Below are 16,791 nucleotides of genomic sequence, written 5' to 3'. Positions count from 1 at the left end.
TTCCAATTGTGTAACAGTACACAGATTATAGTTAGTGGATATGTTGATAAGTAAATTAGTTTTATACGCACAAAACAGATGAAGTTTACTTATCAACATATCCACTAACCAACAACATTCAATAAATTTGTGTAAGATACCACTTTACATAAGATAGATAGGAAGCATTTTTGATTTTAAAGTACTAAACCTTCAGTCAACCTCCTAGCCCTGTAGTTTTTGATATGGTTAGGATCAAAAGCACTTTTGGATGTCAGAATACCGAAAATGATATGGAGTAGCTTACGCATTGCAGCACCAACGATGGCCATATTATGCTTACCCTTTTCCTTTAATCTTTGGCAAAAGCTCATAATGATAGGATTGTGATTCTTAGCTACTATGGCAGGAAAGAAAAGTGCCTTACGTAATGTTTGTGAACCGGATTTACTTAATCTGGGTTTGGCATATACAGAGGAACCTGACGTCATATTTCGTGGTATAACTCCTGTATATGCTGCCAATTGCCTGGCATCTCTAAAAACCTCTATATCAGAAACTTCAGCTAAAATAGCTATTGCTGATTCTTCTCCTATGCCTGGAATAGTCAATAGAAGTTGAAAATTTTCCAACAATTCTTTGTGTTGATTTAATAGTTCACGTACGGAGTTTTTTATTGTTTCTATTTTTTGAGCTATATTCATTGCAAGGTCTTCCCAAGCATTTGCAACTTCTTTAGGCAGTCTCTCTTTTTTTTCTAAGTGGTTATTTACTAATGTTAACTCATCTTTTAACGCAACTGAGCAACGATAAAGATGTTTTAATTTTTTCATTTCAGGAGAAGGTGGTGTCCAACTAGAAGGTTCCTGTCTTTGGCAATAATCAGCAATAACTTCTGCATCGGTCTGATCATTCTTTTGTCGTATCAGCTTACTCCTTGCATAAGATTTTATGCAATAAGGATTTACAACACTTACAAAATGTCCAGCATTGTGTAGAAATTCAGCCAGTGCTTCGCTATAACAACCAGTAGATTCCATGCAGGTTTTTACTTTTTCTACATTATGTTTGTGTAGAAAATTCAGTAGACTTTGAAACCATCGTTCTTAAAGCTTCTTTTTCTAGTTTCACGCTTTCCTTTTTTGCTTATAAATGAGAGAAAAACATCAAAGCGATCTTTTGATATATCTATGCCCAAAAAGTTGTTGATCATATATAACCCCATACGTTACCATTAAAAATGAAAAGTAAGGCTAGTCTTGTGAATACAGAATTAGAACCATTCAGGTCTTTCTACGATACCTTCCAGCCTATACTTTTGAGAAGGGAATTCTTATCTCCTCTACAGATTTTATATCTAAGAAGAAGCACAGAGTTCCTCCCTTCTCCACCTAATGCTTAAGCTTAAAACATTAGATGCTTTTGACAAGATACAAGAAGGGGCTACTCGGATAACAAGAAAGAGGCTACTCGGATGACACCCTGACAATCGTCATCCCGCTGCTTGTTAGCGGGATCTAGAGATACCGCGGCGGTATGATGGTTCGTGGCGGTATAATGAAGCTTGAAAGCGGATCACCTTTCACGACCTGTATTTACTTCAGGAGTATTAACAGGTGTTATCGTTGGGTTTTCAAGCTTTGTTGCCTGCTTCAAACCCTCGCTTATACTTTGGTCCTGATTTAAAATTTTATCAAAGTGCTTACTCTTTTGTTGCTCTTCGTTATTTGACGTATCTCTTTGAGCATCTTCTTTTATGCCACGAGCATTTTCCACACTCTTTTCATCCTCACCTAAAAGTTTTTCTGATATTTTCTTAACAAAGCGCTTCAGAAGACTCAAAAACCCTTCTTCTTTTTGATTTTCTTGTGGTTGAGGTGTGGTATCTTTTTTGCCTGGCTCAGTGTTGGGCTTCTCTTTTACAGAACTCTTGCTCACTGAGGGACTAACGATGTGCTCTGATGGCTGTGTATCTGTTTGTACAGAAGCCTCAGAAGTCTTTTTTTGTCCACTCTGTTCAACGCTTTTACCTTCTGCTGTAGTTTCTCTAAGAGTGTTGGCTGCTTCTTGAAATTTTTTGTCATTTTTTGATTCTGCAACTTTTTCACTTGTGAAGATGCCCTTCCCTTTATATTGTTGGTCAAGCTCAGCAATTCTTTCAAAATCTTGACGTATTTTTTCATCTGTACGCCTTTTTTGACTTTCAAATTTCTGATTCAATTCTGCAACGCTTTTCATTTTGTTTTCGAGCTCTTTACTTTTCATAGCCTTTAGAGCCTTTGTTCCTTTTGCAATATAATTAACCTTCTCTTCTAACGGAGTACCTTCTGGAAAAGCACCTGGAGAACGTTCAAAGACACCTTTAAACTTTTTTTCAACACTTTCTTTAGATGTCTGGGCCATACCTGTTACCTATTAAAACATATCATATAACCAGTATATTAGCTAATTATATAAAAAACAGTTAACATAACTTGTGGTAAAGAGTAAGAGCGTCCTATTTATATTTTTTTTATTAAAATGCTATTTACTTATTAAGTTGAAATGTATAACCATATAAGAGATGAAGGATAGTCAATTAGCAGTAGTATTCGATTGGGATAATACCTTAGTTGACACTCAAGATAACATTTTTAATGCTATTAAGCATACCATAAACTCAATGGGGTATAGTAATAAAGCTGCTGATAGAAATTCCCATGAGTCGAGAAAGAGCTATATGGTCAATTTATTTGGCGATCAGTGGAAAAAAGCGAACCAGATATATCAACAATATTTAGACGATGCACTATTGCAAAACATTGCTCTGAATCAAGGAGTAGAGAAAATGTTGCAGACACTGAAAAGCCACAATATTTATCTAGCAATAGTAAGTAATAAGAAAAATACTAATTTACGTAAAGAAGTTGCCTATTTTAAACTAGATTCTTACTTTGAAAGAGTAGTTGGGTCATGCGATACCGCGGAAGATAAACCATCTGCAACCCCACTGCTATTTGCACTAGAAGAGAGTACGTTGCCTATAAATAGAGAAAATGTGTTTTTCGTTGGTGATAGCATCACAGATGTTCTGTGTGCAAAAAATGCCAATTGTTTACCTATTATATACGGTCAATCAATAAGCGGTTATGAAGATTTGTCATGTTTTCAACATTTTGATAAACTTACAGATTTTATAATAAAGTATTTAGAAGATAGGTAATGACCGCTGTTACAGAGATTGCCAGTATACAAAGGCGCTTTTGCGCATATTTAATAGATGTAGCAATTTTATTAATTCCAACTTTATTAATTATACTGCTATTAGAGGATTCTCCGTTGATCTTACATCTATCATACATGTGTGTAAATTGTAGTTACTTCACATATTTTATATCTTCAAAGGCCCAAGCAACTCCAGGTCAACAGTTAATGAATATATGTACTATCAATTTAGATAATTCTAAAATAGACTTGAATTTAGCGTTTGACAGAAGCACTTCCCAGTTTTTTCTTCCTTTGTTAAACAGTGTAGTAGTTGTCCTTACTGAATTTTTGCAAGATCAGGAGGTATTAGTGAATGTCTTGAGTGCATTGAAAGTAATTATAATGCTGCTCACTCTCTGCTGGTATCTAGTTGCTTGTTTTTCTAAAAAGAAACAGACATACCACGACATGCTATTTAATACGGTTGTTATCAAAGGAACTATTAAATGAGTTGCTATAATCATCGTTATCATATAAATTATGCTGATAAATTGAACTAAGGGAAGATTATGAATGAAGAGATAGTAAAACATTTGAACAAATTATTGACCAATGAGCTGACTTCTGCACGTCAGTATCTTTTGTATTTTGCGGTTCTCAAAAACAATGGAATTAATAGACTTGCAGAAAAGGTAAAAAATGAGCTTAACGAAGAACTTGAACATGCAAACAAGTTGGCAGAAAGAATTTTATTGCTTAAAGGCGTACCAAATTTTCAAGATACAAATGAAATATCAAAGTATGATGGAAAGTTTGCAAAAGACACAATACAGAAAATCTTAGAGGCTAATTTAAAATTAGAGGGAAAAGGTATTAAGGATATCAAAGAAACGATTTCTATCGCTGAGAAAGAAAAAGATTTTGTTAGTGTAATGTTATTAGAAGAGATGTTAAAAAATGAAGAAGAGCACTTCCATTGGATTGAGAAACAGATAGACCTTATTGAACTAATGGGTGTTGAAAACTATTTAAGAACACAAATATAGAGTGTTAAAAAAAACAGTATTTATTTTAATTATACCTTGCTTGCTTCTTTTTTTATTAGGATTATGGCAAGTATTCAGATTGAACTGGAAGAATAATATTATTAAAAGTATGAGTCTTCCAGTTGTTCATCTATTGCCCAATAACGACCTTGAAAAATTTAACTATAGGCATGTCAAGATCGATGGGATTCTAAGTGACATAGAACTATATGTTTTTGCAGGGCAACACGGCTATCACGTGCTGTCTCCTATGTTGCTCACCACTGGACGTTACATGTTGGTGAATAAAGGAATAGTCAGAGAAAAAAAGGAGAAAAAAGTAAAAATTGAAAAAGTAGTTGCAGATGGAACTTTATATTGCGATAGCAATAAAAGCAAAAATTGGTTCATCAAAAACGATACTGCTTCGAATACATGGTTTACCCTGAGTACAGAGGAAATTTCCAATGAGTTAGGTATTAAGCTAGAGAAGTGTGTATTGTGGCCGAACAATTTTGGCAGCAAAGTAGCTATACAGCCAATGAAGCATTTGGAATATGCAATCACTTGGTTTGCACTTTCCTTAACTTGGTTGATTATGTGCGTAATTTACTATAGGCAAAACCTCAATAAAGCTTGAAGCTTTCTGTACATAAAATTAGAAAAGTAGTTATTCATCTTTATCACTACCAAGGTCTTTTAACATACTGTAATTGCCTTTTCTAAATCTACTTTTTAAAGACGTAACTCCACTTTCGCTAATACCACTGAGGCTCAGTGCAGCTCCACCTAGCTGCAATCCTATCTCAGATGTTTCAGGAATAATTTTACTAGCTCCTAGATCTCTATAAACCTCCACATTACTCAGATCTGGTAAGCGTATTACAATATTTACATGCGGAAAATTTGCAGCAACTAAGGAAACAACTTTTTTTATAGTAACTTCATTCTTTATTGAAATAACGAGAGCTTGAGCTCTTTCTATTCCTACTGATTTTAAAATTTCACATCTTGTAACATCTCCAAGATATATAGGAAAACTATCACTTTTTCCTTCTTTGACTATTTTTGATTGAATATCTACAACAACGTAACTTAAATGCTCTGCAGTAAGCATTTTTGTTACCATATATCCCACTCTACCAAATCCAGCAACTATTACATGGTTATAAAGATCTTGTGTATCTGTTTCAACAGCTTCATCATCTAATATTATTTTCTCAGTGCTAAATGAGTTTGCTATCCAATCTCCAAGCCCCGATAAAAGAGGAGTGAAAGCCATGGTTACTGTAGTTACCATCATAAGTACTTGAGCGATTTCACTTGGTAGCACATTTAGTTCATTTGCTAAGCGAAATAAAATAAACGCAAATTCACCGCCTTGTGAAAGTAGTAACCCAGCTTGTATAGCAGGTGCACTCTTAAACCCAAAAAATCTACACAATATATATATGATAGATGTTTTTAAAACGATAAGGATAATCGATAATAAAGTAATTAGTGGTAACTTGTTGAGTAAAAGTTCGGTATTGATAGACATACCAACAGTCATGAAAAATAAGCCAAGAAACAAATCTTTAAATGGCAATACTGCGTGTTCTACTGAGTGTCTGTATTCTGTTTCTGCAACTAACAATCCAGCGACAAATGCACCTAATGCCAACGATAAATGGAATTGCTCAGTAATAAATGCTGCTCCTAATACTATTAAAAGCGTTGTTGATATAAAGACCTCATTACTTTCCATTTTAGCAATAACCGAAAATAAAGGTCTAAGCAATAATCTACCAGTTATAAATATCAGCACTAATGCAATAGCTGCTTGCACCAATGAACCTGCCAATGAGCTTATCAGGCTGTGCTCAGAATTGCCAGCAAGTAAAGGTACCAATACTATTAATGGTACCACTGCAAAATCTTGCATTAATAGTACTGCTATTGACAACCTACCAACCTGACTTGCTTGAGAACCTTTTTCTTGCAGAACCTGCAACACTATTGCTGTTGAGGATAGCGCAAGCCCACCACCAATAACTGTTGCTATATTCATATTCACTCCGAAAGCAAGAGCGATGCACCATATTGCTACCATGGTAACTATAACTTGAAGAGAACCGAACCCAAATACATGAATACGCATAGCGATCAGGCGTTCAAATGTCAATTCAAGGCCTATAATGAATAATAGGAAAACTACACCAAATTCTGCAAGATTATCCATTGCTTCAGCTGAGTGTATCAGATTAAATCCATGAGAACCAATAACTGCACCTGCAACGAAGTAACCGAGCACTGGACTAATATTCATTTTCCAGAACGCTATGACTATAAACACAGCAGCAGAAAGTAAAATTATAATATCAAACAAATGCTGAGAGCCACTGTGCATGATATTTAACCTGTAGAATTAGACCATTTAATTGAGCAGCCAATACTTGATTTTTGGTCAATTGGAGAATTACCAGTTTCTGCAATAAATTTCATAGCTTGAAATAAGTCACTACTTCCTACTTCATAGCTTTGAACCTTTTCTTTTTTTGTGTCATTAAAACGTCCACGATAGCAAAGGTTTAAATTGGAATTAAAGCCAAAAAAGTCAGGAGTGCAAACAGCCCCGTATTCTTTAGCTATTTTCTGTGTACTATCAATTAAATATGGAAATGTAAACTTATTTTCCTTGGCAAAATTAATCATATTTTCAAAGGAATCTTCTGGATATTCATTTACATCATTTGACATTATTGCAACGGTGTTTACCTGATAATCTTTTTTCAATTGATCAACATCGCTTACCAGATTGCTAATAATTGACTGAACGTAAGGACAGTGATTGCATATAAACATTACAATAAGACCATTTTTTCCACAACAGTCACTTAATGTATAGTATTTATTGTCTACTCCCAAAAGATTAAAATCTTTTGCAGTAAAACTAAAATCGACTTTAGGAGTATTCAGAGCAACCATAGACTATTATTATACCATATGTAATTTACGGTCTTATTATTTAAATGTCAAACGGTTTCTATGTATACTGTTTGCATATTCTTTTTTAGTATTATAATTATAAAACTTATGTTCATAACTTTCGAAGGAATAGACGGCTCTGGTAAAACAACACAATCTAAGCTACTTGCAAATCATTTTAAGCAAATTCACGGCGAAAATAATGTAGTGTCGACTCGAGAACCAGGTGGCACTGATTTTGCAGAAAAGATAAGAGGAGTGTTGTTAACAAATAATATTGATCCTATTTCTGAACTCTTGCTACTTATCTCGATGAGGCACGAACATATGAAAAAATTAATATTACCAGCTCTTGCAGAAGGGAAAATAGTGATTTGTGATCGGTTTATTGATTCAACCATTGCATACCAAGGATATGGGTTTGGAGTTGATTTAAAACTAATAGAAGATTTGCACAGGTTGGCTGGAGTTAGATATCCAGATATTACATTTATTCTAGATATTGATGTTAAAGTTGGGTTAAGTAGAGCGAAAGACAAGAATAAATATGAAGAAATGGATGTTAATTTTTATAATAAAGTTGGAAAAGGGTTTAAAGAAATCGCCATAAAAGAGCCCGTTAGGTGCCATGTCATCACTGAAATTGAAACAAAAAATGATAATCAAGTACACACTAAGATTATTGATAAAATCACTATTGCAAAGACTTAACTATATTTATTTAACCTCTACTAATTTAAACCGAACCTTTAACTTGTGATAGAAAATTATTAATTTTAGGTAACATTATTTCACATGAATAACTTTTTGTTTGAGTAGCTAAAAAATCCTGTATTTTGTCTGGATCTTCTTTACTTATTATCTTATATGCCCTTGTGAGGTTCATTAATTCACTTCTATTTTTTTTATTACTTACTTCAGTAATAGTAAAAAATTGATCAAAATGGTCTAAGAGGTCTTTATTTTTTATTGAAGACACAATATCGTCAATTTCTTTCACAGATAATGCAAGTTCGTGTGCTTTACTACGATCTTCAAAACAAAGATTAACAAGCGCGTTGCAAAACCTATCTCTCGTAGTACTTCTCACTTCTGCTAATAAGGATTTAATATTTTCTTGGCAATACACTCTCTTTACTGATTCAGCTGGTTCAACCATACCAAGAACATTCTTTACCAAAGATTTTTTTTCACAACTAAATATGAACATGTAATAACCCATAGATAGAGTAAAGAACAAGAATACGGCTGGGAGCAAAAATGGCACTAGTACATTTTGTGATACAGGAAAGAGAAACCAGACAGCAGTTGCTGCTGATACAACAAGAAATAGCCCTAATAAAGTTAATTGCGCTCTTTTTTTATACTTATGATCAATGACTGCATTTACACCAATAGAAGCTACGTCAACCATTACTCATACCTCATTAAACAGTAATACTAACTGAATGATAGCATTATCGTGATGAAAATGCAACATTATGAATATTCTAATACAATTTATATTGACAGTTACAATTCTGAATGTTTTATTGCAGCGTTAGCTGATTAGCATTTTAAGCTAGGGTCAGATCTAATAGAGAGAGGATTTTTTTATTTTCTCATTCTTCTCATTTTCCTCTCTAACAATTTTTTTTCCGCTTAATATGTCCTTTATTTCATCTCCTGTTAAAGTTTCAAACTCCAGTAGATTTTCGGCAATGAGATCTAAGCCTTTCTTATGCTTGGTCAAAATGTCTTTCGCTTTTTCATAGCAAGAAGACACAACTTTCTTCACTTCTTCATCTATAAGTTTTAACGTATCTTCAGAAATTATCTCAGAACCATGCATAGTTTGTTCGCGATTGTGATAGATCGGACCTATTTTGTCGCTCATTCCCCATTTTGTTACCATAGAACGTGATAAATCTGATGCTAGTTTTATATCTGAAGATGCGCCGCTTGTGACTTTATCATAGCCAAAAATTAGCTCTTCTGCCACACGTCCACCCATTGCAACAGTTATATCTGCTAGTATCTTTTCTCTTGTGAGGGACACTCTATCTGTTTCTGGTAGTCTCATAACTAAACCGAGTGCCCTACCGCGTGGAATAATTGTTGCTTTGTGTATAGGATCAGAAGCAGGCATATTAACAGCAATCATCGCATGGCCAGCTTCATGGTATGCAGTCAGTCTCTTTTCCTCTTCTGTCATAATGAGAGATCGCCTTTCCACACCCATCATCACTTTATCACGTGCATATTCGAAATCATCCATGGTAACAATCTTCTTGTTTCTTCTTGCAGCAATAAGCGCAGATTCGTTCACTAAATTTGCTAAATCAGCCCCTGAAAAACCAGGTGTTCCTCTTGCAACTGTTTTCACATTTACATCAGGGGCCATTGATATTTTCTTTATATGCGTATTTAATATTTTCTCGCGCCCATTTATATCGGGTAAAGAAATAGTAATCTGCCGGTCAAAACGACCAGGCCTAAGCAGTGCTGGATCTAAGACATCCGGACGGTTAGTCGCAGCAATTATTATTACGCCCTCATTAGACTCAAAGCCATCCATCTCAACTAATAACTGATTTAATGTTTGTTCTCTTTCGTCATTACCACCACCAAGACCAATGCCACGATGTCTACCCACCGCATCTATCTCATCTATAAAAATTATACAAGGAGCATTTTTCTTGCCTTGATCAAACATATCACGAACACGGCTCGCACCAACACCAACAAACATCTCAACAAAATCAGATCCAGAAATGCTAAAGAATGGCACATTAGCTTCTCCTGCAATTGCACGAGCAAGTAAAGTTTTACCAGTTCCAGGAGAGCCAATTAAAAGGCACCCTTTTGGTATTTTTCCACCTAATATTTGAAATTTTTGCCTTTGTTTAAGGAAATCAACGATTTCTACTAGCTCTTCTTTTGCTTCATCAATTCCGGCAACATCATCAAATGTTACTTTTTTCCCACTAGTCATGAGTCTAGCCCTTGACTTGCCAAAGCTTATAGTTCTGTTGCCCCCCGCTTGTGTTTGTTTAAGAAAGAATAGCAAAAAGCCAATAAAGATAAATGTTGGGACCCATGAGATAAGTAATCCACCAATTACGCTCATGGCAGAATCTCCAGTTGAAAAGGAGAATCTCACTTTTCTATCATGTAAATTTTTTATTAGGTCGCTATATATAACACCGCTTGAGTTGAAACTTGAACCATCCCTAAACTTGCCCTCAATGCTCTGGTTTTTTATGACAATATTTTCTACATCATTGTCTTCTAGTCTAGTTAAAAATTCCGAAAAAGGTATGGTTGTTTTACTTCTACCTACATTTCCGCTGAACTGAATATAAACAACTGAAATAAGAACAATAATTACTAACCAGATCAATAAGCCTTCTAAAAATTTTTTCATTTCTATTTCTAACTAAGTACTAATCAAGCTTACCAAATTTTGTTTTATCGTGCTATTAATAATGCATTGAACCTTATCGTCATTGGTATTTTTTTCGTTATAATTTACATCAGGATAAGCAAGCACCTTTCCATCTTTTTGTACTGTAGGCAAAGAATAAAAGACTTCAGGGCAGCAGTTGTAAATTTAAAAGGTGTATTTAATTGTGACCACCACTCAGTGTGTTTTTTTTCATGAACAATAATTAACTTCATCTGCTATAAATTCACGTACTAGTAAGTCCATTAGAATTCCTTGGAGCTATACTAAAAAGAGTCTGTAACACATTTCCTACATTTGCTTCTTCATTCTCAGGCTTTTGAAATTCATCCTTAAGCTTTTCAAGTGCATTACTAACATCATTCATGGTAATAACGATTTCTTCTGTGTCCTCTTTTACAATACGATTTCTGGCAAAATCTTTTACAGAATTTACTAAATTAAATAAATCAGCTCCTGAAAAACCTTTAGTTCTACCTGCAAGTTCTGTAAGATCTAGATCTTCTGTTCTTGGTGTGTCCTTCATATAAAGATTTAATATTTTCTCACGTAGGTTTTCGTCTGGTAAAGGAATATTAATGTGCTTGGACAAACGACCACTCCTAGTGAGTGCAGAATCTAAAACACCCATACGATTAGTTGCAGCAATTACTATCACACCCTCTCTAGATTTGAAGCCATCCAATTCAGTCAATAACTGATTTAAAGTTTCTGTATACGCTTGATGACCATAACTGCTACCATCACAGCGCTTTTCACCAACAGAATCAATTTCATCTATAAAAACTATACAAGGAGCATTTTTTCTTGCTTTCTCAAAAAGCTTACGTATATTTCCTGGACCAGTGCCAACATACCGCTGAATAAACTCAGATGCAGAAACACTTATAAATGAAGATTTAGTTTCATTTGCAATTGCTTTAGCAAGCAAAGTTTTGCCAGTCCCCGGTGGACCATAAAAAATGTATCCTGTGTCTTGCGCATAATTTAGCTTTTCGTCTATTTCTATTTCCCTTTTTGACTGAAGTTTACAAATCTTTCTTAACTCTCGTCTTACATCGTCTGAAACTGCAACATCATCAAGTGTTACTTTTTGTTCATTCGTTACTTTAGGTGATGTCATTAGTTCATAAACAACAACACATATTGCCCCAAACACAAAAAGTACAGCTGCAGTACCTGCCACTACACAAGTTACTACAGCGGATTTTATAATGATAGGCATAAAAAGTATAGTGTCCGTAGCAGTCTTAATTCTAAGAAACAGAATATACATAAGATAAATAAAAGCAGCAATTGCTAAACATAACAAAGGGAAAATGAATTTAAAGAACTCTCGCCAAGTTATTTTCATTATAATCCCTCACTAAGATAAATTTTCATCATCGATCATACTATATCGATAATATAAGATTTTTTTGTATTATGCAACTAATAATGAATTGAACCTTATTACTATTGATGTCTTTTGTATCATGAATTACATCAGGATAAGCAAGTACCTTTCCATCTTTTTGTACTGTAGGCAAAGAATAAAAGACTTCAGGGCAGCAGTTGTAATCCTTCAGAAATTCAGGAACTTTTTGTGTTTTTTTTAATGGAGCGATGATAACTGAACACTCTTGATTTCCGAGTATTGTGCAGCTAAATCTGTTATCCCATTGAGTAGGTTCATTTAAAGGTAGGTTTACGGTAATTTCTTGTATCTTTGACGATTCTCTAACTATTAAGATATTTTCTCCATATTTTCTTATTTTGCACCCAGAAAGTGTACAGTTAACATTACTATCCTTTTGCAATATTTTATTAAATATCGCAATAAGGCTATTGTACCTTGGTTTATAATGTTTACTGGCAATTGCCATTATAGAGTAAAGAAGAAGCCTCAAGGCTATTTCCTCTGGCAATTGATAAAATTCACTTAGTTTAATTTCAATATAACCAAGATCATGAACATTAACACAGTCATTAAATGCAAGGCGTGTGTAGTGCATCAACGCTTTTGCAGCTCTTTTCATATGAAGGGCTGTGAGGCATATTCGCTCTGTTAAAATCTCTTGATTGTCACTTGCTTTAAGTAAGCTACGGTATAAAGTTCGCCTGTATTTTAAGTTATAGTTGCTTCTATCTTCGATCCATTTTAACCGGTGAAGCTTAGCGTACTTTTCTATTTCACTACGACTAAAATTTAACAATGGCCTAAATATATAAATACCATTTAAGAAAGATTTGTAATCCATTGATGATAATCCATCTACGCCACTACCTCGCTCCAATCTTAATAAGAACGTTTCTGCTTGATCATCTTTGTGATGAGCAACGAGCAAACATTTAACATTATTGTTTTTACAACACTCTGCTAGTAACTTATATCGTGCTTTTCGTGCCTGTAATTGAATATTACCTTTAATATTTTGCTTCTCCCAATTTAATATGAACGATTCCTTTGCTCCAAGTTCTTTTGCATAACTTGTAACAAAATCAGCTTCTTTTTGAGACTCTGAACGTAACCCATGATTTACTGTTAATGCTATAGGAAGTGAAAGCTTGTTTTTTTTTGCCCAGTTAGTCATTAAGTGCAGTAAGACTATACTATCTACACCACCTGATACTGCAACTGCGATTTGGTTATAGAAAGCAAAGCTATTAGCTATATTTTGAAATAATAACTCTAATTTCATTATGTTTCTTGATGGCAAGATAGTCTCTACGTCATACAGCGACTTATTTGTGGTATATATAGATCCCGCTAACAAGCAGCGGAATTGCTCTCTTTTGTCATCCCAGTGCTTGACACTGGGATCCAGGTTTTAATGCAAGAAACTATTTCTTTATTCCAGAAAATGAAAATTCCACTCTACGATTTTTAGCATGCTCTTTTTCATATTTAGAATTTCTAGAATCATCTTTTACATTAACCAAAGGCTCAGTTTCACCCTTAGAAGCAGTTTTTATTCTGTTTTCTATGTAGGGTGCACAACTAACCATAAATTTTTTAGCTGCATCTGCCCTTCTAGCGCCTAGCGCAAGATTATATTCATGAGAACCACGGTTGTCAGTATGACCAGTTAAAGTAACCTTCGCGTCAGGGTTATCTTGTAACACCTCCATTACGTTAAGTAATGCATCTGCGCTTACTTCAGTAATACTAGATTCATCATAACCAAAGAAAACTCTTTTATCACCTATCTGCTTAACAACAGAATTCATTTTATTTGTTGTATTTGCTCCTTTTTTTGGGCAAGAACTTACACCAGTAAGTAGCAAACAAAAACAGCACATTATAACCAGTCTACTCCACATTACTAAACCTCCATAAATTTTAAAATAGTGCGTAACTTTAATTTCAGTAGCTAATAATCTCTCCATATTGTAATATAGTCAAGAGAAATAAAATACTAAATACTTTTTCTACACCCTTACAATTAATTTTCTTATAATATGCTGGACTCTGAGTAGAAAAATCCAATAAAGGAATAAAAAGTACAATTTTCTATGTACTTTAAGCAAATATACTTTTAACTTTATTATTAATCTATTACGATATTAAAGAGATGTTTTCTAAAACAATGAACAAATTATGAAATCTTATAAGTTTTTAGAGGAAGTATTATATAGGGTAAAGAATATCGAAAATACGCTAAAAGTACTAAACCAAAGCCAATTGAATATAGAGGACAAAGTTGAACAAATGAGTCTTCTAGAAGAAATCAGACATGAAATTATCTCTCATGATGCAATAAAGGAATCATTAGCAGATGCTCTTGGTAACAAAAAAAGTGCAAATACTCAGCAGCTAAAGTTAATAGAGAGAATACATAAAAGCAACAGTGCTGTTCCTATTGATTTAGTAAAGTCTTTATCCAAAGCTAAGGTTGAATGCCAAAATTTATGGAAACTATCTCATTCTGAAACCAGTAACTTAGAAAAACTAAAAGAACGTTTTACTGATTTAATCACACTCATTCGCGAAGTAGCTTCTATAAAATCGCAGCAATTAAAATGCTCAAAATACGACTCACTGCTTGCTGACTATGACTCTGATATCACAGAAAAGAATATAAGGGAAGTATTCCCCAAGGTAGGCAAATTTTTTAGCGAAAATGTGGATGAAATAATTGAAAAGCAGAAAAAGGATAAGGTTACTAATATACAAAGAGTTGCTACTCAGAAGCAGATTGAACTTGGCTCGTTATGTTTACAGCAAATGGGTATTGCACTAAATGAGATTCGTACTTCTTATTACTACCCTATAGATTATGATGAATCTGATTTTTGTTATGGTTTATTTTCACTTTTACGGCATAGTGGTTATGCGATTTATCAAAAATGTTTAGCGCAAAATTCTATAAGTAGCCCAATTACGAGACATGTTATGTATGAAACTCAAGGGTTATTCATGGAAAGGATGATTGGAACATCCAGAGAATTTATTGAGTTCATTCAACCACACATAAAAGAGAAATTTGCTATAAAAGGCAAAACTAATAGCAGTGTTGAAAATTTGCACTTGGTTTTCAATGAAATAAACCTTTCCTCTTCTTTAAAGAACGCAGATGAATTTAGTCTGTTAGCTCATATTATGTTGAGAACTAGGTTAGAACAGGATATAATAAATGGTACACTGGAAGTTAAGGATCTGCACAATGCGTGGCTGGAAGGTATGAAGCACTATAAAATTCCAGTAAAAGCTAAAAATGAGCTGGACACTTATTTTCAAGATGAATATTGGGCAAGCGGTGTTATGGGCTACTTTCCTATAAAAATTATTGCTTTAATTGCTGCTGTGCAGATTTTCTCTTTCGTTAAAAAGAATCATTACGAATCATTAAGTGCTATAATAAAAGGAGATTTTAGTTTACTTATCAGTTGGTTATCTCAAAATATATACAGTGCAAAGTGTGGCCTGGAACTGCTAAAAAAAGTAACAGGCAAGGGTTTAGACGTTGAGTGTGTTACTTACTACCTATCTGAAAAGTATAATTTGTCTCAATAAATGGTTTTCTTGAGTTATGTATGAATTTTGTTCGAAAATTGACCGGAAAGTTTTATAGCCTTTTTACTTTCAAAGGTTTGTTTGCTAGCGATATTGCCATAGACCTTGGTACTGCAAACACTTTAGTTTATCAGAAAAATCAGGGAATAGTGCTTGATGAGCCTTCAGTTGTAGCAAGAGTAAAAGAAAAAGGAAGCTACGTTCCTTATGCTTTTGGTAAAAAAGCTAAAATGATGCTTGGAAAAACGCCTGGAGAAATAGAGGCGATAAGGCCCTTAAAGGATGGAGTTATTGCTGATTTTAAAAGTGCGGAAGAAATGCTAAAATATTTCATACGCAGTGCAAACACAAAATTCACTGTTAATAAACCTAATATTATCATATGCGTTCCATCTGGATCCACGCCAGTTGAAAGGCGTGCTATACAAGATGCAGCAGAAAGTGCTGGTGCAAATGAAGTATTTTTGATTGAAGAACCAATGGCTGCAGCAATCGGAGCTGGGCTCCCAGTTACTGAACCTGAGGGTTCTATGATCGTTGATATAGGAGGCGGTACAACTGAAGTTGCAATTATTTCTTTAGGCGGAATTGTTTATTCACGTTCTGCCAGAGTAGGTGGCGATATTATGGATGAAGCAATAAAATCGTATATTCGTGAAAATCATAAGTTATTAATCGGTGAAACAACTGCTGAAAAAATTAAGAAAAACGTAGGTTCAGCCAGTCTGCCAGGTGAAAATAACAAAGAGGGAATGATAATTAAAGGCAGGGATTTAGTGAGTGGCATGCCAAAAGAAATGCTTTTATCAGAATATCAAGTTGCAGAGAGTTTAATAGAGCCTGTACATCAGATAATTTCTGCTATTAGGACTGCACTGGAGAGCACTCCACCTGAACTTTCTTCTGATATAGTCGATAGAGGAATAATTTTATCCGGTGGTGGTGGATTATTGCGTAACTTGGGCAAAGTTATCAGTGAAACAACAAAATTACCAGTTCGTGTTGCAGATGACCCACTTTGTTGTGTTGCCTTGGGTAGTGGAAAAGTGCTTGAAAACATGGATTATTTTGGCCATGTTTTATTCAAGCAAGATTAAATTGTTTTTGAAGGTAGTTTATCGAATTGTTTTGATGGAATTATGTAATATAAATGAGATCCCAGTGTCACGCACCAAGTAATTTGAAGGCAACTT

Annotated in this window: 15 protein-coding genes and 2 pseudogenes; 7 read left to right on the top strand and 10 right to left on the bottom strand. The window is 34.3% G+C overall.

Going from position 1 to position 16,791, the window contains the following annotated elements; genetic code table 11:
* Positions 1-176: 176 nt before the first annotated feature.
* Both ACFZP3_RS01560 and ACFZP3_RS01555 read right to left on the bottom strand, forming a co-directional pair.
* Positions 177-1,192: pseudogene (locus ACFZP3_RS01560) on the bottom strand (IS110 family transposase).
* A 362-nt stretch (positions 1,193-1,554) separates the two neighbouring features.
* Complete coding sequence (locus tag ACFZP3_RS01555; RefSeq protein ID WP_386086719.1) at positions 1,555-2,382, bottom strand: hypothetical protein; 828 nt, start codon at positions 2,380-2,382, stop codon at positions 1,555-1,557.
* 160 nt (positions 2,383-2,542) lie between these two features.
* Between ACFZP3_RS01555 and ACFZP3_RS01550 the strand changes: the two genes are divergently transcribed.
* Genes ACFZP3_RS01550 through ACFZP3_RS01535 form a run of 4 tightly spaced genes read left to right on the top strand, consistent with a single transcriptional unit; the run spans position 2,543 to position 4,830 of the window.
* On the top strand, positions 2,543-3,181 hold the full coding sequence (locus ACFZP3_RS01550; protein ID WP_386086718.1) for an HAD family hydrolase: 639 nt from the start codon (positions 2,543-2,545) through the stop codon (positions 3,179-3,181).
* Positions 3,181-3,675, top strand: a complete 495-nt coding sequence (locus ACFZP3_RS01545; RefSeq protein ID WP_253309894.1) for an RDD family protein — start codon at positions 3,181-3,183, stop codon at positions 3,673-3,675. The genes ACFZP3_RS01550 and ACFZP3_RS01545 overlap by 1 nt, the downstream gene beginning before the upstream one ends.
* Positions 3,676-3,734: 59 nt before the next feature.
* Positions 3,735-4,211 (top strand): bacterioferritin, encoded by a 477-nt coding sequence (gene bfr / locus ACFZP3_RS01540; protein WP_386086717.1) that lies wholly within the window; start codon positions 3,735-3,737, stop codon positions 4,209-4,211.
* 1 nt (position 4,212) lies between these two features.
* Positions 4,213-4,830: an SURF1 family protein gene (locus ACFZP3_RS01535; RefSeq protein WP_253309892.1), complete on the top strand. Its 618-nt coding sequence runs from the start codon at positions 4,213-4,215 to the stop codon at positions 4,828-4,830.
* 30 nt (positions 4,831-4,860) lie between these two features.
* Here ACFZP3_RS01535 and ACFZP3_RS01530 read toward each other — a convergent pair whose 3' ends face one another.
* Both ACFZP3_RS01530 and ACFZP3_RS01525 read right to left on the bottom strand, forming a co-directional pair.
* On the bottom strand, positions 4,861-6,579 hold the full coding sequence (locus tag ACFZP3_RS01530; protein WP_386086716.1) for a monovalent cation:proton antiporter-2 (CPA2) family protein: 1,719 nt from the start codon (positions 6,577-6,579) through the stop codon (positions 4,861-4,863).
* A 5-nt stretch (positions 6,580-6,584) separates the two neighbouring features.
* Entirely contained in the window at positions 6,585-7,157 is a 573-nt protein-coding gene (locus ACFZP3_RS01525; RefSeq protein WP_182367219.1) for a thioredoxin family protein, read from the bottom strand.
* A 108-nt stretch (positions 7,158-7,265) separates the two neighbouring features.
* Here ACFZP3_RS01525 and tmk point away from each other — a divergent pair, with 108 nt between their 5' ends.
* A complete protein-coding gene (tmk, locus tag ACFZP3_RS01520) occupies positions 7,266-7,868 on the top strand; it encodes a dTMP kinase (RefSeq protein WP_253302246.1) in 603 nt (200 codons plus the stop codon).
* Positions 7,869-7,893: 25 nt separating this feature from the next.
* Here the strand turns inward: tmk and ACFZP3_RS01515 are convergent, their stop codons facing one another.
* The 6 genes and pseudogenes from ACFZP3_RS01515 to ACFZP3_RS01490 all read right to left on the bottom strand — a co-directional run bounded on the left by ACFZP3_RS01515 (position 7,894) and on the right by ACFZP3_RS01490 (position 13,905).
* A complete protein-coding gene (locus ACFZP3_RS01515; protein ID WP_386086713.1) occupies positions 7,894-8,571 on the bottom strand; it encodes a hypothetical protein in 678 nt (225 codons plus the stop codon).
* A 159-nt stretch (positions 8,572-8,730) separates the two neighbouring features.
* Positions 8,731-10,563: an ATP-dependent zinc metalloprotease FtsH gene (gene ftsH, locus ACFZP3_RS01510; RefSeq protein WP_264731997.1), complete on the bottom strand. Its 1,833-nt coding sequence runs from the start codon at positions 10,561-10,563 to the stop codon at positions 8,731-8,733.
* A gap of 12 nt (positions 10,564-10,575) precedes the next feature.
* A pseudogene (locus tag ACFZP3_RS01505) lies at positions 10,576-10,746 on the bottom strand (tRNA(Ile)-lysidine synthetase); the annotation flags it as partial.
* 82 nt (positions 10,747-10,828) lie between these two features.
* Positions 10,829-11,788: an ATP-binding protein gene (locus tag ACFZP3_RS01500; RefSeq protein ID WP_353272445.1), complete on the bottom strand. Its 960-nt coding sequence runs from the start codon at positions 11,786-11,788 to the stop codon at positions 10,829-10,831.
* Between the two features lie 208 nt (positions 11,789-11,996).
* Entirely contained in the window at positions 11,997-13,283 is a 1,287-nt protein-coding gene (gene tilS, locus ACFZP3_RS01495) for a tRNA lysidine(34) synthetase TilS (RefSeq protein WP_386087095.1), read from the bottom strand.
* A 142-nt stretch (positions 13,284-13,425) separates the two neighbouring features.
* Positions 13,426-13,905: an OmpA family protein gene (locus tag ACFZP3_RS01490; protein WP_265016724.1), complete on the bottom strand. Its 480-nt coding sequence runs from the start codon at positions 13,903-13,905 to the stop codon at positions 13,426-13,428.
* Positions 13,906-14,182: 277 nt separating this feature from the next.
* Between ACFZP3_RS01490 and ACFZP3_RS01485 the strand changes: the two genes are divergently transcribed.
* Positions 14,183-15,598, top strand: coding sequence for a carboxypeptidase (locus ACFZP3_RS01485; RefSeq protein WP_386086710.1), 1,416 nt, complete (start codon positions 14,183-14,185; stop codon positions 15,596-15,598).
* 20 nt (positions 15,599-15,618) lie between these two features.
* Complete coding sequence (locus ACFZP3_RS01480; protein ID WP_253309829.1) at positions 15,619-16,695, top strand: rod shape-determining protein; 1,077 nt, start codon at positions 15,619-15,621, stop codon at positions 16,693-16,695.
* The last annotated feature ends 96 nt before the right edge of the window (positions 16,696-16,791 follow it).

It is taken from the genome of Wolbachia endosymbiont (group A) of Norellia spinipes, assembly GCF_964273535.1.
The sequence above is the reverse complement of the archived record's forward strand: the minus strand, read 5'-3'. Positions and strand labels throughout refer to the sequence as shown.